The sequence below is a fragment of the Pseudoxanthomonas sp. CCNWLW251 genome, assembly GCF_037402255.1.
In the GTDB taxonomy this organism is placed as follows: domain Bacteria; phylum Pseudomonadota; class Gammaproteobacteria; order Xanthomonadales; family Xanthomonadaceae; genus Pseudoxanthomonas_A.
The window spans coordinates 311,939-331,921 of sequence record NZ_JBBEGA010000001.1; the positions used below are offsets into that span (position 1 = coordinate 311,939).

Here is a 19,983-nt window from a genome sequence, read left to right on the forward strand (position 1 = left end):
TCAGCGCCCCGCCAATACGCGTGCCTGCTCAAGCTCCACCTTGAGGCTGCTGGCAAGCTCTTCGCGCTTCACTTCGAACTGCTGCTCGCGCAACAGGTCCTTGACGGTCACCGCGCCACGCGTCAGTTCGTCCTCGCCGGCCAGCACCACGAAGCGGATGCCCGCGCGCGAGGCGTACTGGAACTGCTTGGCCAGCTTGCGGCCCTCCATCTGCACTTCGGTGTTGATGCCGGCCGCGCGCAGGCGGCGGGCAATATCGAGCGACTCGGCCAGCTGCCCATCGTCCATCAGCGCGACCATGGCCTGCACGCTGCTCTCGTCGCTGCCGGCGATCAGGCCGGCCTCGCGCAGCTGCCAGAACAGGCGGGTCAGGCCGATCGAGATGCCCACGCCGGGCAGCTTCGACTTGGTGTAGTGGCTGGCCAGGTCTTCGTAGCGGCCACCCGAGCAGATCGAGCCGATCTGCGGATAGCCGTCCAGCTGGGTCTCGTAGACCGTGCCGGTGTAGTAGTCCAGGCCGCGCGCGATGGAGAAGTTCAGGCAGTACGCCTCTTCCGGCACGCCGAGCGCCCTGACCAGTTCCAGCACCTCGCGCAATTCAGCGATGCCCTGGTTGAAGGTGTCGCTGCCCTGCCCCAACGCGTCCAGGCGCGCCAGCGCGTCGGCGTGGCCGGTGCTACGCACGGCGACGAAGTCGAGGATGCGGTCCACGCCCTCGGCCGACATGCCGAAGCCTTCGCCGGTCAGCGTCTCGCGCACGTAGTCGGCGCCGCGCTTGTCCAGTTTGTCGACTTCGCGCAGCACCAGTGCCTGCTGCTCGCTGTCGGTGACGCCCTGCGCCTCGAAGAAGCCGCGCATCAGCTTGCGGTTGTTCAGCTGGATGGTGAAGTCGCCGATGCCCAGTTCGCTGAAGACGGCGTGGATCATCGCCAGTATCTCGGCGTCGAAGCGCACGCTCAGCGCGTCCTTGCCGATCACGTCGATATCGCACTGGTAGAACTCGCGGAAGCGGCCGCGCTGCTGGCGTTCGCCGCGGTAGACGCGCTGGATCTGGTAGCGGCGGAACGGGAAGGTCAGTTCGTGCTCGTGTTCGGCCACGTAGCGCGCCAGCGGCACGGTCAGGTCGAAGCGCAGGGCCAGTTCGGGCAGGCCCTCGCCTTCCTTCGCCAGCGCACCGGTCGACTGCACGAAGTACACCTGGCGCTCGGTCTCGCCGCCGGACTTGGTCAGCAGCGTCTCGGACAGCTCGAATACCGGCGTTTCCACGGGCAGGAAGCCGAAGCGCTCGTAGTTGCGGCGGATGGTGTCCAGCATGCGCTGGAAGGCGATCTGTTCGCGCGGGAGCAGTTCCATCACTCCGGGCGGCGTACGGGGCTTGATCAAGCGGGCAACTCCGACATGCGTAGACCGGGCATTTTACGGGTCCGGCGCCATCGGCCGCAGCCTTCCGGCTGTGCGGGCCCGGCCGGGGTGGAAAGTCGGCTCCGGGTCTTGCCGGGACCGGGGTCGTTCACTACAATGGCGCGCTCAGTCGGGGTGTAGCTCAGTCTGGTAGAGCGCTACGTTCGGGACGTAGAGGTCGCAGGTTCGAATCCTGTCTCCCCGACCAGTGTTTTCAATGAGTTAGCAAAAAGCCGCCCTCGGGCGGCTTTTTGTTTGTCAGCACCTTGCCAGCAAAAAGCGCTCCGGCTTCAATCAGCTTCACGTGGCCAATTAAGCGACCCTTGACCGTCGCAGCAGTCAACACTCGAGGCCCATGGTGCCTACGGCAGCAAGCGGGGCGCGTCAAACATTGCCTACTCGAGCAGTCGTGGATCAAAACCCCGACAGAGTCCCGGATCCACCCCCGGACTTGCCTCACCTGCGCCCCCCTCCGCCTCAACAACCGCAGAACCGACTAGGGCCCCCTAGCCTGAAGCATCGACCTCGGTGCCTCCTAGCGTGCCGGCCTAGCGCGTGGTGAGGGTCCGACAACGTAGAATCCGTTCTAGGGGTGCGATCGGAGGGGACTAGAGAACCAAGCTGCCGACCTCGCTCTACGGAGCTGACAGCTAGGCCCAGCCTCCAGCGCAGTCAACGATCGGCATCCAACTCTCGGTCGCCACGAAACTACGACGCTTCACCAGAATGTCTTTTGCGCTGCTGAGAAGGCAGCAAATGTGGGTTTGAAAATGACTCAGGTTAAATCTGTCCGAGTAGCAGAACACAAGAAAATTGTATTGCTGTCATCCGCCCTCAAAAGGAGCGAGATTACGCTGCCAAGATTCGCGCCGGTGCTGGCCAACGACGAACTTATCGTCACAGGAAATACGAATCAGAGGATTTCATTGGCTGAGGCGGATTCAGACAAGGGCCTAATCCCGATAGTGCCAACATTCTCAATGAGTGAGCGGCTATCCATCGGGAACAAGATCGCAACTGTTCACTACTCGGAGATCGACACGCCAGAAAAATATGCTGCGTACCAGATGCTTGAGCGCTTCCACTATCGCTCAAGTCCGCACTTGCTCGAGCAGGAAGAGTCCAACGAAGCCTTGGGTGGCGGGCGCAAAGCGGTGCTTCTGGTGAGCACCAATTTTGGTACTAGGACAGAGTACCTTGGATACATCGAACTCGGCATGCCCCTAATGATGGTTGGGCCAAGGCACCGGGCATTCTCCCGACCATTCAAGCACTCGACTCGCGACGTCCAGTGGACCGAATGGAATCAGCACAGCCTAAAGCAATACCTAAACCTCATAGTCCGAATTTCGAGAGTAGTTACTCACCCTACATTTCGAGGAATCGGGCTGGCCAAGAGGCTGGTCCTCGCAGCCGAACAATTCGCGAAGGACAGATGGCACGTTCAACGTCGCCGCCCACTGTTCATCGAAATTTCTGCCGAGATGTTGAATCATTTCGACTTCGTGTCTGGCGCCGGATACACATACTGCGGGCATTCGGACGGGAACCAATCCCGTGTCGCTAAAGACATGCGATCGATGCATCGAGGTCAAAAAATTACGTCTGGAATAATGTCTCTGCAAAATAAGTACTTCTCAGTAGTCTCAGAGTTTGCCGAAATGAGTGGCATGACCATCGATGCCGCAATCGGTGCGATAGAAGAGCTCGCACTCAGCAAATCTCCAGAGAAGCTCGTCGACGATAGATCATGGATCCTTCTGCGAAAAATCTTCCGAGATCCCCGGCCGTACTATGTCAAGGGACTCGATGACGACGCTGAAAAGTACGTGCGCGGAATTATCGTTCCGCGCAAGACCATTCATGAAGACCTAACGCAGACACATTTCGAGTCCCGCATCGAAATACGTAAGCTCCAAGTTTCGGCCAACATCACTCTGCCCACCTCGATCAACGTGAAAGCGATCAAAGATGCTTTCGGCTTAGTGGGCGACACAGTCAAGCAAAGATTGCTCGACGTCTCCGATTTTTCGGCTAATAGCGGCAACATCTTTCTTTTGGCAGGCGCGTCAGGAACTGGCAAATCAATTTTCTTAGACATACTAGGAATGGGCGACTACGGAATACACCCAAATATTAGCGTCTCCCATGACCGATTTCTTGTTCCAGCGACTTCAAAGCTTGCAGCAATTGGCGCCGAAGAGATTCTCATTGACTACTTCGCGGAGAAGTACGGCCTGTCGACTTCGATAAGAGCACTTGCGACCGTTGGCCTCTCCGAAGCGATCCCCATGGTGAAGCCGTTCTGGATGTTGAGCAAGGGCCAAAAATACCGCGCATTGCTGGCAGACTTAATTCTCCAACAGAAGCGCGTTTGGTTGCTTGATGAATTTGGTGCAGACTTGGATCCGGTCACAGCCGGGGTGATTGCAGCCAAGCTGCGGTCCCTTGCTGACCGAATGGGCGTCATCATATTTATTGCGGCCGCAAACAACGGACACTTCTTTAAGGCGTTGCGCCCTACCCGCGTCATTAATTTCGACCTTGGCTCAGAGCCCAGGATCCTGAAAACCCAGGAGTATTCGGATGAGCTTTTCGAAAAGTTTGACTGAAGTGTTTGGCCGGATATTTGACACTTCACCGTTCACGATCGAAGACCCAATCGTCAAGGTTGAATATGTATCGCGAGGCTCCAACATCGTGGTGGGGCGCAGCTTGAAAGAAGAGGACTACAGTGAGCTATTCTTTCTCGGGAAGGTAAGCGAGCAATGCAGCGCCGGCAAGTCCTATCTCAACTCCGACGTGTATCTGGACACAACCTTCCCGCACGTGATCTACATAACAGGCACGCGCGGTAGCGGAAAAAGCTTCGATTTGGGAGTGATCATCGAAGGGATAAGCCCACTAGCTAATCCATCAAGCATTCAAAACGAAGTTACGCCAATTACATCTATCGTAATTGATACGCAAAGCCAGTTCTGGACCCTTGGATATGAGCCGAACGGAGACATTCCGGAGAACGCCGTCCAATTGGAACAGCTCAAGAAATGGAACTTGAAACCTAATCGACTCGCCAACCTGAAGATCTTCGTGCCCCCAGGTACGGAAAAGTTTCTTGGTGTCGAACAAGAGATAACAATTAGGCCTCGCGACGTCTTGCCCGAAGAATGGTGCTCGCTTTTCGGACAGGATCTCTACGGCCCCCAAGGCCATATCATCTCGACATCCATCGAGGCCCTGCAAGATAAGAACTTTGGTATCGACGATCTAATTGCTCACATTGAAACGGACGCCAATTGGCCGAATACTTCCCAGTCATCGCGTAGCGCCCTTCTATACAAGCTCGAAGACTACCGACGAACAAGGCTGTTTGACCAAAACGGGGTAGGAATAGAGCAATTACTCACGAAGGAACACTGCCACCTCCTCATGCTTCGCGACCTCCGAAACGAAGACAAAGCACTTGTCACAGCAATCATCGCGAGGCAGCTGTTCTCTGTAATGGGCAAGATGCATAGCAAGAAGAAGGTAGCAACATTCTTCAATAAACCTTATGACGGCCCCGATTTACCGAACAAGGTTTGGTTGATAATTGACGAGGCACACGTCGTTGCACCCTGTGACGCCCCAAGTCCTGCACGTAATGCGTTGATTGAATACGTGAAGCGAGGCCGGGACGCAGGCTTGTCGCTCGTACTTGCCACTCAACAGCCATCTGCGATCGACGATCGAATACTGAGTCAAGTAAATTTGACAATAAACCACCGTCTAACATTTCAAGCCGATATCAATTCCGCAACCAACCGCATTCCAAGCAAACCTGTGCAGCGCATGAAAGTGTCGGGCCAAAGCTACACCGATTTTGGAGACATGATCCGCCTCTTAGGGCCTGGAAACTCGTTCGTGAGCGACCATGGCACGAGTCGCGCCTTGATGGTTCAAATTCGACCGAGAGTTACTGCACATGGTGGATATAGTCCAATCTAACGAGACCAAGCTACTGATCAGAAAGATCGGTTACTCGGTCGGCCTAGAGTCGACGCTCTCCCGCTTCAAGCTGCTAATCGACGTCTATGTTGACCATGGCCAACTTTCAGACCCGTTGTGGCAGAGCCTCGTCAAGAACGGGTTCAATCGAGAGATTCAATCTCGCAAGCACTTCGAAAATGTGTTCGGGGTCCTCGGCATCTTCTCGGTAGACAATGGCCGCCCAGTACCGCATGCCCTGCTAGATGTTGGTGCGCTGCTTAAGCGGCACTACTCTAGCGACCCGTCTGCGTTCGATCGAGCACTACGAGCCGTTCTACTTTATGCAATTACCTTGGCAGATGGGGAGCTGTTCGGCACTTTGCTCGCCACCTGCTTCGACAAGCGTCAGTATGAGAGACGACTCGCGGAGTTTCGCCAAGAAAAGCTCTCCTTATTCTACGAGCGATACAAGAATAAGTTCGATCGCGAGAAGCTCCATCAAGTTATCGACTTTCAGGAGGTGCCGTCCGGCCCCGAAGGCAAAGGCGCTCAACGGGCAACTCTGGGGCCGTTCGCGCAAGCGCGAAGCGCAGCAAGAAACCGAGACATTGATGATTTTTCGGTATCGCTTTCAGACGACTGGTACAAAAAGGTGCCTGCCAGACGTGAAGCGTGGGCTCAAGACTTAGGACTATTCACGAACGGAGCACAAACAGACTCTGGACAGCGTTACGTTCATGCAATGCGCTCCCTTGTGGCTCCAAATCGACCGCCAAACGCACCGATAGTTCTAATGCCACTGGATACAGAGATGCGGCCCCGGCACGTAACTTGGGCACTTGACGACACTCTCATTGTCGATCACGACCAGTTCTTGAAAGCAATTGGCAATACCTATGCTTCTAAGGGGTCCACCCAAGACTATTTGCAAGCAATCGATATTGAGCAGCTCGCAAGCTACGCACTTGAGCAGTTCATGAGAGCGGACACTCGGTTCCAAATGCTGCGTAGAGAGCTACCTTACATAGTGTTCTCACTCTTCGTTCTTGGAATATGCGTTTCGGAAGACCTAGCTATTGGCAGTCTGAAATCCGACCTAGAGGCGATAGCGAAGGAGAAGCGAAACATGCTTCTGCGGCCTTCAAGAGTGAGTGTTTATGGAATCTCGTTCTCAAGGGCCTAACTCATGAAGTCGGTACTGTTGCATCGGCTATTTGTTGAAGACATTCTTGGAAATGGTGACGCGTCATTCGCCAAACGAATTCTAAGTCACGTTTTCGCAGAGGCGGACGGAAGCGCCAATAACAAGGACGATCACCGCTTTCAGAACGTGAACAATGCATGGATTCGTTACGCTAGCAGAGGGCGTACTGCTTTCAGAATCATCTATATTCTTAAAGACGGAAAAACCGTGTTCTACCGATGCGGGGTACATTCAGTTGAAAATGAGATTTCTGAGCCCCGACTGGATTCTGATGAACTGGTTGAACTGGAAGTCAATGAGGACGAAGTTGAGATTATGACTAGGCCCCTTAGCATACTGTCCTCGCATAGGGCGCCTTACATATACAGCGCGCTGCTAGGCAGGCGCCTCATTCCGAACAAGGCAGTCTACCTCGTGAGCCCATTCATCGACCCGACTATACTGGTGCGTGGCAGCCGGATTGGTCAGACATTGGACTCCATACGAGGCGATGGGGCTGAGGTAATTGTTATCACCTGCGCTGACCAGGTGTTGCAGTTTGGCGACCTCCATAAGGACCTCGATGCTCGTGGGATTGACCTAGTGTTTCTCCCACGTCTTCACTCCAAGATCTACCTATTCATGACCGACACGGATCGTCAGCATTCCACCGCTGATACACCAAGCCTAGGGATTGTTGGCTCCTCCAACCTTACGGCGATGGGCGTTCCAGCAACGCCCGACGCGGGCAACCTCGAGACAAATTACTCGGTTGCACCGTCATCGATTAAAGAGCTGGAAAATACTGTTGTAGACTTCTACTCGCGTGCAAAAGACTACCGAACGACTTTGGTCAATAACAATCGAAAGCTTAGGACAAGGTGATTTATGAGCATGACTCCAGCAGATTATTATGCGGCCGCGAATCTACGTGAGAACCCGTTCATGGAGAACCCTGCGGTCGCCTCGCACGAGCGAGCCTCCCTTTGGGTAGGGTACGAGAAAGAGCGGGAGCGACTCATGCGAGTGCTCACTCAGGCGCGCTCCGACCAACTAGGAAGCACCCGCTTCTTTCTGATGTACGGTGGCTTCGGAACCGGAAAGTCCCATGCCCTACTCTGGGCGCAGAATTACATTCTTCATCAGAAACGCGAAGAGTTTAACTCCTGCGCGTACTTTATGCGTTCTCTGAAGACTCAGGGCGGCAAGTTCTCTTTCCACCGGGCGTTTCAAGAGTTCGTTATCAATCAGTCTGATCTGCTTGCGGATCTTGAGAAGTTCTCCAATTTCCTAAAAGACAAGATTAGCTTGTACAAACGAGAGCATGAGATCCCTAGCGACGAGGACCCTAAGAAGGTGATCACTAAGATCTTCGCAGCTCCGGAGCTCACTAATCTAGCGATCAAGTTCTACCAAGCCAACACCAAGCAAGAGCTAGCCGCTGCCATCCAAGTCAACGATGACTTCGACTCAGTGCTGAGATTCACGAGCCTCGTCAAGCTGTTCACATTCAATATTCCTTCCACATCTATCTCAGATAATAGATTCCGTCGTGCTGTCTACCTGTTCATCGACGAACTAGACGACCTGATGGGCGCCACTTCCAAGGAAGGTCGGGCTGTCAATGATCACCTTCGCCACCTTTATGACAGCTGCCAAGGTTGCTTTGGGCTCGGCGTCGCTATCTCTGCAGAACTCAGTGAGCTATCGGCGTACTTCATGGACTATGTGCTGACGCGTATTGATCGGCAGATCGAACTGTCGCTTTTGGACAAAAAGCAAGCGATAGAGTTCATTAAGGGAATGCTGTCGACTAGACGCCTCACGGCCGCAGACGATTTTTATCCGTTTACCGAGGAAACCATCAGCTACCTCGTCGACCAGATTGTGCAACTCACGCCGCGCAAGCTGGTTAAGGCAATGTATGAAACTATTGAGCAGCTGCGCCTCGGCGGATACCAGCCAAGTGCAAGCAACCTCGTGACGCTCCAAGTTATTGAGGATTTCGACATCATGGAAGAGGTAATCGAGTGTCTGTAAGACGCCGGCTGCATTCCGCTCATACAGAAAAGTAGTACCGCCCATGCTTTCCTTGAGGGCTTCTTCCGCGGGCGCCAACAGGTAGTGCGGGTTCCTCTTCCAACCGGCACCACTCGACATTGCGTACCCTTAACCGGGCGACGCAGTGTTGCGTTGCTATCGTGGTTAGTTCGTCAAGATCTACTTTGCGACTTCGCATTCCGTCTTGGCGAATGGCTATCCACTACGGATCAGCCAGAGCACGAGCATGATATTGATGGTCATCTGGATGACATTTACGCCAGTCAAGACACTATTGATATTGGTGGGCGAGAGATTGATGTAGAGAAGCTGGCGGATCATCTCTGTCAGCTCCACGGGGCCTTACTTTCGACCGATGGCGAAGGTGAATTGTTGGAGCCACTGTGGATCGCGGAGTCGCTGAGCTCTTGGTCGGCGACCGAGCAAGCCAGACTGACTACGGAGACGGGCGAGTTCTTTTCCTCGAACTGGAAGTTCGACAGAAGCATGAGGGCTGACGTGAATCCAATGCTGGCGCTGGTGGCGCACGTTCGCGAGCCTCAGCTCTGTCCGGATTGGTTGACCTACGCACAACTACTGATCGCGCTAGATGATTCCATCGTTGGAACGACATCTATTGATGTCGTAGCGCGACGCCTATCTCAGCACGGGATCGCGATTACCGCCCCGCTTCTTACATCGATACTTCGCAATGACTATCGCTATCTCCTTGTTCACTCGGAGACAGGGCTGTGCGCGTGCAAGAGTGTTGACGTGTTCGTCGCGTGGCCACTTGCCACAGCCCTATTCGAACCCTCTGAGTACCTGAAAAGCACCGGTTTAGGGTTCGATGGCAGAGCATACTGGGACACGTCGTACCGTACAAACTTCACACCTCTGAAGGCATTCTTCGACTTTCACCAGCGCGATATCGATTGGACCCGATTCGACACGCTAGAAGTTTGCCTAAAGCTGGCCCAAGCCCATGTTAACTCCGCAGGGTTCACGCAGGGGATCCCGTCCGCAGTCCATAAATTCATCATCAACTGGATCTTAACCAACCAGCGAGTGTGGCGAATCCAGGACTCCGACAGGACGCTGGGGCACACATTTAGCTTTGACCCTGAGGATGTGTCTCCAGGTCGACTAATGGTCTATGGCAGCTCCACTGCTGGACGAATCGGCAGCGGCGCCCTTGTGGTACGTGAAATGGTGTCACGAGATAGACAACTACCAGGATTGATCCATAGCTCACGAGTACTCACGCCATTTGAAGACATTGTCGTAGATACCGACACGCCTGAAGTAGAGTCTTTGTTGCTGTCACAGGCTGGGTTCAAGGCTTGGGGAATAGCGCATATCGATGATCTAGCCGAGCAGCTGTTGCGGAAACGTGGCCACGCTTCGTTGCCCTACACACTAAAGTTGGCGCGTTTGGCATGCACTAAAGCTCTCCCAGCCACACTACTTCAAGTGGGTCGGGGACTTCTGCTTGCACAACACTTCGATCAAGTCGTAGAGATAGGCGACGTCAGCGACAAGCGTCGCAAACAGATTGTCGATCATCTGTTGGCTTATGGCGTCAGCAGACGTCAGATCCCTGAGCAGTTATCGGGCCGAGTGACCATCGCATTGCTTGGTTAGCGCGACTCCGAGCCGCCTCATCGAGGGAACGAGCTTTCCCCCGGCGCAAGTCGGGTGGGCACAGTAGTTTCCCCGGCTGCAGCATGTATCTGTAGGCCTGTGCCTTGCGTCTATCTGTAGGCCTGTGCCTTGCGTCGGCTAACGACTCATTGCCTGTACCGCAAGTGCAGCGTAGGGAGGATTCTGATGCTCTGCGACTCGGCGGGCGATGTCGGGCGACGCAGCGTGGACGACCACTACGAAACGGCCGCCCCCCCTCCACTGCAGCCCAACGTGACTTTTTTAGGCGTGCATGCTGCTCCTTGGAAAGGCTTCGTGGACATTTAGAAGCCTGAGGCTGTCGCAGCCAAACTAGAAAGCCACAAACGCCTGCAACCGCAGATACCGGTACGAATAGCTGTCCGTCCCCGTATCCGTCAGCACCGGCGTATCCGTGTACCCCGCATCAAGCCGCAGCCACGCATCCTTCCAGCGCGGCGTCTCCACACCCACTTCCAGCATGCGCGCCCGCTTGGACGTATCGCCCGCGCTGCGTTGCCGGCCCAGGCCCGCGCGCGCCGTGTACTGGTAACCGCCCACATGCCGGCGCCAGCCCACCACGCCCAGCGCCTCGCCATACCAGCGCGGCGAATAGTAGTCCGCCTCGCGCGGCTCGCTGTTGCGGTAGTAGCGCGTGCGCAGCTGCAGACTGACGCCCTGCTCCGGCGCCAGCGCGAACACCACGTTGCCGCGCAGATGCGTGCGCAGGTTGTCGCCCACACCGAAGTCCTGCAGACCGGCCACTCCGCTGGCCGACCACCGCTCGCCCATCGGCACATCGATGCCCGCGCCCGCGAAGGTCTGCACCCAGCCCTGCGCGACGCCGTTGCGCGTCTCCAGCACATCGCGTTCGATGAAGAACTCCTTGCGGTACGCATCGCGGCTGTGGATCGAGGCACGGCCGATCAGGTCGTCCCCGTTCGTGCCCACATCACCATCCCACCGCCACCGCTCGCCCGCATCGCCCGCGCCACTGACGAACACGCGGTCCTGGTCGTCGCGCCAGCCACGCCCGGAAAAGCGCGCGTGCTCCACCTTCACGCCCCACCAGTGCTCGATGTCGCGGTGGTCCACGTCCCAACCCACCGCCAGCTTGCGGGCCTCGTTGCCGTCCGCATCCGAACCCACCCACAGATCGGTGCGCACGGCCTGCTTGCCACCTTCGGCTTCCGACTGCGCCAGCGCAGCGGGCGCCGTGGCTGCCAGCGCCAGCGCGGCGCTCAGGAGATAGGGCTTCATCACTTGGTCCCCCAGGTCTTGCGCAGGCGCAGCAGTTCGGCGGCGTAGCCCATCACGCACACGGGCTGCAGGATCATGGTGTAGGCCAGTGTGTAGAACACGAAGCCGGAGATGTTCCGCCGCACCCGCAGGTCCTGGCTTTTGAACATGCGCGACTGCACGCGGAAGATGACGATGTTCCAGAGCGCCGCCAGCGGCAGCACCAGCAGCGTCATGATGCCGGCGATCCAGTAGTAGCCGAAGAAGGCCAGCACGATGCCCGGAATGAAGGCGAACGTGTACACCAGGTCCAGCGGCAGGAACAGCAGGTTCCACCAGATGAACAGCGTGGTCATACGCGGCTTCACCAGCAGGCGGCCGTGGCGCGCGAACGCTTCCATCAGGCCGCGCGACCAGCGCTGCCGCTGGCGCGCGAACTGCCCCACCTTCGTCGGCACCTTGGTGAACAGGCAGGCTTCCTCGCAGTAGCCGATGCGCGCGCCGGTCTCCAGCAGCGCCCACGACACCACGATGTCTTCGCCGACGCATTCGGGCCAGCCACCCACGCCTTCCAGCGATTCGCGGGTGTAGAGCGAAAACGCGCCCTGCGCCACCAGCGTGCCGTGGTACATGCTCTGCATGCGCTTCACCGCAGCGATGCCGTGGAAGTAGTCCCACTCCTGGCTGCGGGTCAGCCAGTTCTCGCGCGAATTGCGCACCAGCACCGCGCCGGCCACGGCCACCGTGCCGGGCGGATCGGACAGGAAACGCTCGACCAGCTTGCGCAGCGCATCGGCGCGCAGGTAGGAGTCGCCGTCCACGGTCACCACCAGCGCCTGGCGGGTCTCTGCGAGACCCCGGTTCAGCGCCTTGGACTTGCCGCCGTTCTTCGGCTGCGCCAGCACGCGGATCTGCAACCCGGGGCGACCGAGCTGCGCAGCCATCGCGCGGGCGATGGCGAGGCTGTCGTCGGTCGAGCCGTCATCGATCACCACCACTTCCATGTTGCCGGGATAGTCCTGGCGGGCGAGGCTGGTGAGCGTATCGGCGATGTTCTCGCTCTCGTTGTAGCTGGCGACCAGCACGCAGACGTCCGGCAGGCGGTCGTACTTGCGCAGCATCGGGCGGCGGTCGGACAGGATGGAGCCGATCAGGAAGGCATTCATGAAGCCCGGGACGTACGCGATGAACGCGATCACGAACAGGGCCAGCCCGAAGCCCAGCGGTTTGGAGAGTTCTGACAGCCAGGGCTGGGACAACTTCACCGACACCGCCGCCCAGGCTAGCGACACCAGCAGGATGAGGGTGTACTTGAACCGGATCGGCACATAGAAGCGCCGCCGCGCAGGCGCGGTGCTTGCCGGCATCCACTGCTCCGGGACGGGTTCCGGGAGGGACGTGTCCGGGGGCGGGAGGGAAGTCTTGACGTCGTACATGGGGGGGGCTGCATCGACAGGAGGCTCCCCCATGACGCAATTGTCGTGCCACATGTCACGTTACTGGATAACGGGCCTTTAACTCACTTTTGAGGCGCACATCACATTTTTATGACGTTTCGCGTCACTTTTTGCCCTGCGCCGCGACAAGCAGGTCCGGGTGCCGGACCTGGCCCTCGCCCTTCACCACGAAACGTTCGATGGTGAGCGCTTCCAGCCCCATGGGCCCATAGGAATGCAGGCGGGTGGTCGAGATGCCGATCTCCGCGCCCAGCCCGAGTTCGCCCCCATCGGAGAAGCGCGACGAGGCATTGACCATCACCACGGCCGAACGCAGTGCATTGACGAAGATCTCCGCGTGCGCCGGGTCGCGGGTCACGATCACCTCGGTGTGGTCGGAGGTGTAGCGACGCACGTGGGCAATGGCGGCATCCAGGTCCTCCACCACGCCGATCGCCAGTACCAGGTCCAGGAACTCGGCGGCGAAATCCTCATCGGTCGCTGCAGCGGCATCCGGCACGAAAGCCCTGCCCGCCTCGTCCACGCGCACCTCGACGCCGCGCGCGCGCAGTGCAGCCACAGCGCGCGGCAGGAAGCCCGGTGCCATGTCGCGATGGACCAGCAGCGTCTCCAGCGAATTGCAGGCCGACGGGCGGGACACCTTGCCATCCAGCAGCAGGTCCAGCGCCAGATCCTCGTCCGCGCCGGCATCCACGTACTGGTGGCAGACCCCCTTGTAGTGCTTGATCACCGGTACGCGCGCGTGTTCGGCGACGAAGCGGATCAACCCCTCGCCCCCGCGCGGAATCACCAGGTCGACGATGTCGTTCAACTGGATCAGTTCCAGGATGGTCTCCCGGCGCAGGTCTTCGACCAGGGTCAGTACGGCCTCGGGCAACCCGGCCTCGCGCAGTGCGCGTTTGAGCGCCGCCGCAATGGCGGTGTTCGAGTGGATGGCTTCCGATCCGCCACGCAGGATCACGGCGTTACCCGCCTTCAGGCATAAAGCGGCGGCATCGGCGGTGACGTTCGGACGTGCCTCGTAGATCATCGCGATTACGCCCAGCGGCACGCGTACGCGTTCGACATGGATGCCGTTCGGCCGCTCGTAAGCACGGGTGACCTGCCCGACCGGATCCGGCAGTCCGGCCACGTCGCGCACGGCAGAGGCGATTCCGTGCAGGCGTTGCGCATCCAGGCGCAAGCGGTCGAGCATGGCACTGCCGACGCCCTTCGCTTCCGCCGCCGCGATGTCGCGCGCATTGGCGGCCAGGATGGTCGCCTCGTCTGCCAGCAGCGCATCCGCCATCGCGTGCAGCAAGGCGTTCCTGGACGCGGAGGACAACGTGGCGATGGCCTGCGACGCATCGCGGCATTGCATGGCCAGGGTCTTGATGTCGGTCATGCGACCTCCTTGCAGGCTCTTCGACGCATACGCTTCACAGCAGCACCAGATCGTCGCGATGCACGACGTTCTCGCCATAGGTATAGCCGAGTATGGCCTCGATATCGCGCGAGTGGCGGCGCGCGATGCGGCGCACATCCACGGCGGAATACTGGCTGACGCCACGCGCGATGCGCCGGTCGCCATCATCGCCGCGCAGGACGAGCTCGACCATGTCGCCTCGCCGGAAATCACCCTCGGCGGTAGCCACGCCTCCCGGCAGCAGCGACGCGCCTTTCTGCACCATTGCGTTGGCCGCGCCTGCATCGACCACGATGGCGCCCGCCTCCACCGGCACATTGCGCAGCCAGTACTTGCGTGCAGCCAGCCGATTCTGCGCGGGTCGGAAGCGCGTACCGACCAGTGCACCGCGTTCCAACGCCGCCACGGTACCGGCCTGCGTGCCGTTGAACAGGAACGTCTCGATGCCCGCCGCCGCCGCCTTGGCCGCAGCCTCCAGTTTGGTATGCATGCCGCCGGTGCCCACGCCGCTGCCGGCCCCTCCCGCCATGGCGAAGAAGTCGGGGGTCAACGCCTCGACGTCGAGAATCGGGCGCGCTTCAGCGTGGGTGCGGGGGTTCGCGGTATAGAAGCCATCGATGTCGGTGGCGATGAACAGCGCATCCGCATCGATCAGGGCGGCGACGACGGCCGCCAGGTTGTCGTTGTCGCCAAGCTTCAGTTCGTCCACCGATACGGTGTCGTTCTCGTTGATCACCGGCAGCGCGCCCAGCGCCAGCAATTCCTGCAGCGTGGCGCGTGCGTTGAGATAACGGCGACGATTGCGCAGGTCGTCGTGGGTCAGCAGTACCTGCGCCACCGGCCTGTCGAAGAAGCGCTGCCACAAGGCGATCAACCGCGCCTGCCCCAGCGCCGCCAGCGCCTGCCGCTCGGCCATCGCAGCGCCTGCGCGCGGCTTGCGGTTCAGCAACCCGCGTCCGGCGGCGACCGCTCCCGATGACACGATCACCACTTCCCTGCCCGCCGCGATGCTCGACGACACGAACTGCGCCAGGCTGAGCGCGTGACGCGGGCTGAGCCCTTCGCCTTCCGCGGCCAGCAGACTGCTGCCGACCTTGAGCACGGCGCGCCGCCAGGCCGGCAACGGTTGTTCTGCGAACGGAAGCGGCGTGGCGTGGTTCATCGTGTCAGCTCAGCGTGTATTCCATTCGTGGACGGTGAGATCGGACGTGCCGGTCAGCGCCAGGGGATCGCGTGCGGCGATCGCGCGCGCATCCTCCAGCGACGCCACGTTCACCAGCACGTACGCCCCGCCGGTCCTGTCGCTGAACCCGCCCGTCATCTCCAGCTGTCCTGCAGCGCGCAGCGCGTCCAGGAACGCGAGATGCGGCGCGATGACGGATTCGTCGAAGGATGGCCGCCGCATGGCCATGACGAGATAGCGCGTCACAGCGCGTTCCAGCGCGCGAGCAGTTCGCCAAGACGCAGGTCCGCGCCCGCGCCCGGCGACACGCGTGCGGCAAGGCTGCCCTCAGGCGTACGCCCCTGCCCTGCACTGTCCGCCGATGCAGCAGCGGCCTTGTAGGCATCGCGGAATGGAACGCCCGCGACCGCCGCCTCGACCGCCACGTCGGTGGCGTACATGCCGGAGTCGATCGCGGCACGCAGCCGGTCCTCGCGCCACTCCAGGTTGGCCAGCAGTGCCGGCAACAGCTCCAGCGCCGGCAGGCCGCGTCCGAAGCCGTGGAAGATCGCGCCCTTGCTGGCCTGCAGGTCACGGTGGTAGCCCGACGGCAAGGACAGAAGCTGCTCGATCTCCGTGCGTGCCGCCGCGACGCTGGCATGCGTGGCGCGCATCAGCTCGATGACATCGGGATTGCGCTTGTTCGGCATGATCGAACTGCCCGTCGTGTACTGCGCCGGCAGCGCGACGAAACCGAACTCGGCGCTGGTGAACAGCGACAGGTCCCAGGCGATGCGGCGCAGGTCGAGCGTCGCCGCACCCAGCGCCTCCAGTGCCGCCATCTCGAACTTTCCGCGCGAAAGCTGCGCATAGATGGGGCTGATCTGCATGCGCGCGAAACCCAGGGCGGCCGTGGTGTGCTCGCGGTCCAGTTTCAGGTTGACGCCATATCCTGCGGCGGTGCCAAGCGGATTGGCGTCGACCAGCTTCAACGTGTCGCGCGCGCGCGTCGTGTTGTCGATGAAGGCTTCCGCCCATCCCGCCCACCACATGCCGGCCGAGGAGACGACGGCTCGCTGGATGTGCGTGTAGCCCGGGATCGGCAGGTCGCGCTCGACCTGCGCGCGGTCCAGCGCCACCTTGGCGATCTCGCGCGACAGCACGGCCACGCGGGCCAGCTTCTCCTTCAGCCACAGCCGCGTGGCCACCAGGATCTGGTCGTTGCGGCTGCGGCCGGTATGGATCTTGCGGCCGGCATCCCCCAGGCGCTCCGTCAGCCTCGCCTCGATGGCGGAGTGACCGTCCTCGAAACGCTCGTCCAGCACGAAGCGTCCGGCGCGGAAGTCATCCGCCAGCACCGCGAGTTCGCGCTTCAGCCCCGCCAGTTCGTCGCCCGAGAGGATGCCGATGCGCTGCAGGCCTTCCGCATGCGCAGTGCTCGCCTGGATGTCGTGCAGGAAGAACTCGCGATCCAGCACCACGTCGTCGCCGGCCAGGAAGCGCTGGATCTCGGCATCCACCGCCACGCCGGGCTTCTGCCACAACAGCTCGCTCATGCCATCGTCTCCTGCGGAATGCTTTCCAATTCTCCGAACCCGAACGCGAGGTTGAGGTTCTGCATCGCCTGCGTTGCCGCACCCTTGAGCAGGTTGTCGAGCGTCGCCACCACGACCAGGCGCTTGCCGCCGGGTGCCAGGGTGAATCCACCGATCTCCACGCCATGCTTGCCGGCAATGCGGCTGACCCACGGCGCGTCGTCCAGGACATGGATCAGCGGTTCGTGTGCATAGCGTTCGCGATAGAGCGCGCGAATGTCTTCCACCTTCGCCGCTTGCTGCAGCCACAGGTTGACCGTCATGGTGATGCCGCGGAAATGCGGCGCCACGTGCGGCATGAACTCGACCGGCACGCCGAGCTGGCGGCTGACCTCGCGTTCGTGCATGTGGTCGGTGAGTGCGTACGGCATCAGGTTGTCGCGAAGCAGGTCGGTGTTGTTCTTGTCCGATGGCGTGGTGCCCGCGCCGGAGTAACCGGACACGCCGAAGCACTGCGGCGGTCCGGCCAGCCGGTCCCGCAGCGGCGCGATCGCCAGCTGCATGGCGGTGGCGTAGCAGCCGGGATTGCTGATGCGCTTCTGGCCGGCGTACTTCTGCCGGGTCAGTTCCGGCAGGCCGTAGTACCAGCGCTCGTCGAAGCGGAAATCCGCCGACAGGTCGACCACGACGGTGTCGGGCGCCTGCGCATCGATGGCCGCGACCAGCTCGGCCGCCTTGCCGTTGGGCAGCGCCAGGATCACGGCGTCGGCACCCTTCGCGCCGACCTGCTCATGGCTCAGGCTCTCGTAGCGCAACTCGCCGGTGAACCCTTCGATATGGTCGCTGACCTTCTGCCCGTCGAGCTCGCGCGAGGACACGAACACCAGTTCGAGGTGCGGATGGCGCGCAATCAGGCGGATCAACTCGGCGCCGGTGTGGCCGCGGGCGCCGACGATGCCGACGGTCTTGGGGGTACTCATGGGGAATCCTGTTCGTGCCGGGCCAGCTTGGCCAGCAGGTTGCGTTTCACCGCCGGCCATTCGCCATCGATGATCGAGAAGACGACAGTGTCGCGCGGCGAGCCGTCGGTGTGGCGCTTGTGGTTGCGGAGCACGCCGTCCTGCTTCGCGCCCAGCCGGGCGATCGCGGTGCGCGAACGGTGGTTGAACCAGCTGGTCTCGAACACCACGCTGATGCAGCCCAACGTCTCGAACGCGTGCGTGAGCAGCAGCAGCTTGGCTTCCGTGTTCACGCCGGTGCGTTGAACATCAGGCGTATACCAGGTGTAGCCGATGCTGAGCTTGGGAACGTCGGCTTCCAACCCGTAGAAGCGCGTGCTGCCGACGACGCGCCCGCCCGCATCCCGCACCACGAAGGGCAGCACGCGGCCGTCGGCCTGCGCCGCCAGCACCGTGTCGACGTAGGCCGCCGCGTCCGCCGCCTTGGGCACCTGCGTGAACCACAGCGCGGCCAGGGCATCGCCCGACAATGCAGCACGCAGGCCATCGACGTGATCACGCGACATCGGCTCAAGACGCGCATGGCGCCCCATCAGGACGGGGACCTGCTGCCACGCGGCGGGAAGAGAGGCGTTCGCCATGTCAATCCTTCAGCGTCGGCAGTCGCGTGCGGCAATGGACCACACAACGCTCGATGTCGCCGAAATCCTCGATGCCGTACCAGAACACCTTCCACTTCTCCTGCTTGTAGCAGCCATCGGACTCGGCGTAATAGAAGATGTTGACCGCATTGTTATGGCGCGAACGCCAGAACAGCTGCGGATTCTCTTCGCGCATCACGTGCCAGACAGCCCGGCCCAGCCCCTCGCCCTGCGCGTCATCGAGCACGGCGAACTTGTCCAGGTAGGCGAAGCCCTCCTCCTGCGTCAGGATCAGGGCAGTGCGATAGTTCTCGCTGACATACACGCGGTATGGCGTGGTGCGTTCGAAATAGTCGGCCAGCAGGGTGCGGCCGAAGCTGGATTCGATCAGCGTGCGCAGGCGCGGCAAATCCACGCCATCCCATGAGCCTTCGAAGCGCAGCACGCGCTCGCCACGGCGGACCAGCGTGCCTGAACCCTTGTGGGTGAACAGCTCCTTGGCCAGTTCCGCCGGCTTGGTGATCGACACCGACGAGGTCAGCGGCAGACGGTCCAGCAGATCCTTGATCTGTTCGATCTTCACCCGCATGCCGCCGTTGATCCACGGCTGCGCCATCAGCTCGTCGTACTCGGTGGACAGGTTGATCGAATCAATCACCCGGCCCTCCGCATCCAGCAGGCCACCGGTTCCGGTGAGGAAGATGATCTTGTACGGCTGCAACACCTGCACCAGCTCGTTGGCGGCGAAGTCGGCATTGATGTTGAGGATCTGCCCGCCCATGGTCTCGCCCATGCTGGCGATCACCGGAATGGAGCCGGCCTTCAGGCTGGCCTCGATGGGCGCCTGGTTGATGCGGGTGACGTCGCCGACCAGGCCGTAGGTGGCCTGGTCCTTGTACTCGGCCTCGAACACGCCGGAGACAATCGACGTGGCGCGCGCGCCGACCTGCTGCAACGCCTCGACCAGCGCCAGGTTCTGCTGCAGGAACACCTTGCGCACGATGGCGAGCACCTCCGGCGTGGTGACGCGCAGACCGTTGACGGTCTGCTTGGTGATGCCGGCAGCGTTCATCTCCTCGTCCAGCTGAGGGCCGGCGCCGTGCACGACGATCGGCGTCAGGCCGACTTCCTGCAGGAACGTCAGCGACGATGTCAGCGCCTCGAGGTCGTCCCGCAGCACGGCGCCGCCGACCTTGACCACGGCGAAGCGCTTGGCATCCAGCTGAGAGAAACGCTTGACGTACTGCGAGATCTCCTTCGCGCTGGCCATGCTGGACAGCAGGCGGATGATGGTCTGGCGGGTTTGTTTGTTGGATTCCATGTCTCTTGC

The 19,983-nt window shown here is 60.4% G+C and carries 16 protein-coding genes and 1 tRNA gene; 7 read left to right on the forward strand and 10 right to left on the reverse strand.

All coding sequences use genetic code 11. The features are described from left to right. Nucleotides 1-1,383, reverse strand: a complete 1,383-nt coding sequence (gene hisS / locus WBN46_RS01415; protein WP_337730012.1) for a histidine--tRNA ligase — start codon at nt 1,381-1,383, stop codon at nt 1-3. 149 nt (nt 1,384-1,532) lie between these two features. On the opposite strand from hisS, the gene WBN46_RS01420 reads away from it, so the two are divergent. The 7 genes from WBN46_RS01420 (at nt 1,533) to WBN46_RS01450 (ending at nt 10,237) form a co-directional block, all read left to right on the forward strand. Further along, nucleotides 1,533-1,609 (forward strand) — tRNA-Pro (locus tag WBN46_RS01420). Between the two features lie 664 nt (nt 1,610-2,273). Beyond that, nucleotides 2,274-4,013 carry an ATP-binding cassette domain-containing protein gene (locus tag WBN46_RS01425; RefSeq protein WP_337730013.1) on the forward strand — a complete coding sequence of 580 codons (1,740 nt, stop codon included), beginning with the start codon at nt 2,274-2,276 and terminating at the stop codon, nt 4,011-4,013. Next, the gene (locus WBN46_RS01430; protein WP_337730014.1) at nt 3,988-5,388 is read left to right on the forward strand and encodes a DUF87 domain-containing protein; all 1,401 of its coding nucleotides are present in this window, start codon (nt 3,988-3,990) and stop codon (nt 5,386-5,388) included. The genes WBN46_RS01425 and WBN46_RS01430 overlap by 26 nt, the downstream gene beginning before the upstream one ends. Beyond that, entirely contained in the window at nt 5,366-6,553 is a 1,188-nt protein-coding gene (locus tag WBN46_RS01435; RefSeq protein WP_337730015.1) for a hypothetical protein, read from the forward strand. The genes WBN46_RS01430 and WBN46_RS01435 overlap by 23 nt, the downstream gene beginning before the upstream one ends. A gap of 3 nt (nt 6,554-6,556) precedes the next feature. Continuing rightward, complete coding sequence (locus WBN46_RS01440; RefSeq protein WP_337730016.1) at nt 6,557-7,438, forward strand: hypothetical protein; 882 nt, start codon at nt 6,557-6,559, stop codon at nt 7,436-7,438. A 3-nt stretch (nt 7,439-7,441) separates the two neighbouring features. Next, complete coding sequence (locus tag WBN46_RS01445) at nt 7,442-8,593, forward strand: hypothetical protein (protein WP_337730017.1); 1,152 nt, start codon at nt 7,442-7,444, stop codon at nt 8,591-8,593. A 153-nt stretch (nt 8,594-8,746) separates the two neighbouring features. Further along, entirely contained in the window at nt 8,747-10,237 is a 1,491-nt protein-coding gene (locus WBN46_RS01450; protein ID WP_337730018.1) for a hypothetical protein, read from the forward strand. 351 nt (nt 10,238-10,588) lie between these two features. Here WBN46_RS01450 and WBN46_RS01455 read toward each other — a convergent pair whose 3' ends face one another. From WBN46_RS01455 to WBN46_RS01495, 9 genes are all read right to left on the reverse strand, one after another. Next, entirely contained in the window at nt 10,589-11,515 is a 927-nt protein-coding gene (locus WBN46_RS01455) for a hypothetical protein (protein WP_337730019.1), read from the reverse strand. Then, nucleotides 11,515-12,861 carry a glycosyltransferase gene (locus WBN46_RS01460; protein WP_337730020.1) on the reverse strand — a complete coding sequence of 449 codons (1,347 nt, stop codon included), beginning with the start codon at nt 12,859-12,861 and terminating at the stop codon, nt 11,515-11,517. The genes WBN46_RS01455 and WBN46_RS01460 overlap by 1 nt, the downstream gene beginning before the upstream one ends. A 193-nt stretch (nt 12,862-13,054) precedes the next feature. Next, nucleotides 13,055-14,335, reverse strand: coding sequence for a glutamate-5-semialdehyde dehydrogenase (locus tag WBN46_RS01465; RefSeq protein WP_337730021.1), 1,281 nt, complete (start codon nt 14,333-14,335; stop codon nt 13,055-13,057). Between the two features lie 34 nt (nt 14,336-14,369). Next, the gene (proB, locus tag WBN46_RS01470; RefSeq protein WP_337730022.1) at nt 14,370-15,518 is read right to left on the reverse strand and encodes a glutamate 5-kinase; all 1,149 of its coding nucleotides are present in this window, start codon (nt 15,516-15,518) and stop codon (nt 14,370-14,372) included. A gap of 9 nt (nt 15,519-15,527) precedes the next feature. After that, complete coding sequence (locus tag WBN46_RS01475; RefSeq protein ID WP_192201287.1) at nt 15,528-15,767, reverse strand: YciI family protein; 240 nt, start codon at nt 15,765-15,767, stop codon at nt 15,528-15,530. Nucleotides 15,768-15,781: 14 nt separating this feature from the next. Further along, nucleotides 15,782-17,074, reverse strand: coding sequence for an argininosuccinate lyase (gene argH / locus WBN46_RS01480; RefSeq protein ID WP_337730023.1), 1,293 nt, complete (start codon nt 17,072-17,074; stop codon nt 15,782-15,784). Then, complete coding sequence (gene argC, locus WBN46_RS01485; protein ID WP_337730024.1) at nt 17,071-18,033, reverse strand: N-acetyl-gamma-glutamyl-phosphate reductase; 963 nt, start codon at nt 18,031-18,033, stop codon at nt 17,071-17,073. Before argC ends, argH begins: the two co-directional genes overlap by 4 nt. Beyond that, nucleotides 18,030-18,653, reverse strand: a complete 624-nt coding sequence (locus WBN46_RS01490) for a GNAT family N-acetyltransferase (RefSeq protein ID WP_337730025.1) — start codon at nt 18,651-18,653, stop codon at nt 18,030-18,032. The genes argC and WBN46_RS01490 overlap by 4 nt, the downstream gene beginning before the upstream one ends. Before the next feature lies 1 nt (nt 18,654). Continuing rightward, entirely contained in the window at nt 18,655-19,974 is a 1,320-nt protein-coding gene (locus tag WBN46_RS01495) for an acetylglutamate kinase (protein ID WP_337730026.1), read from the reverse strand. Nucleotides 19,975-19,983 lie beyond the last annotated feature (9 nt).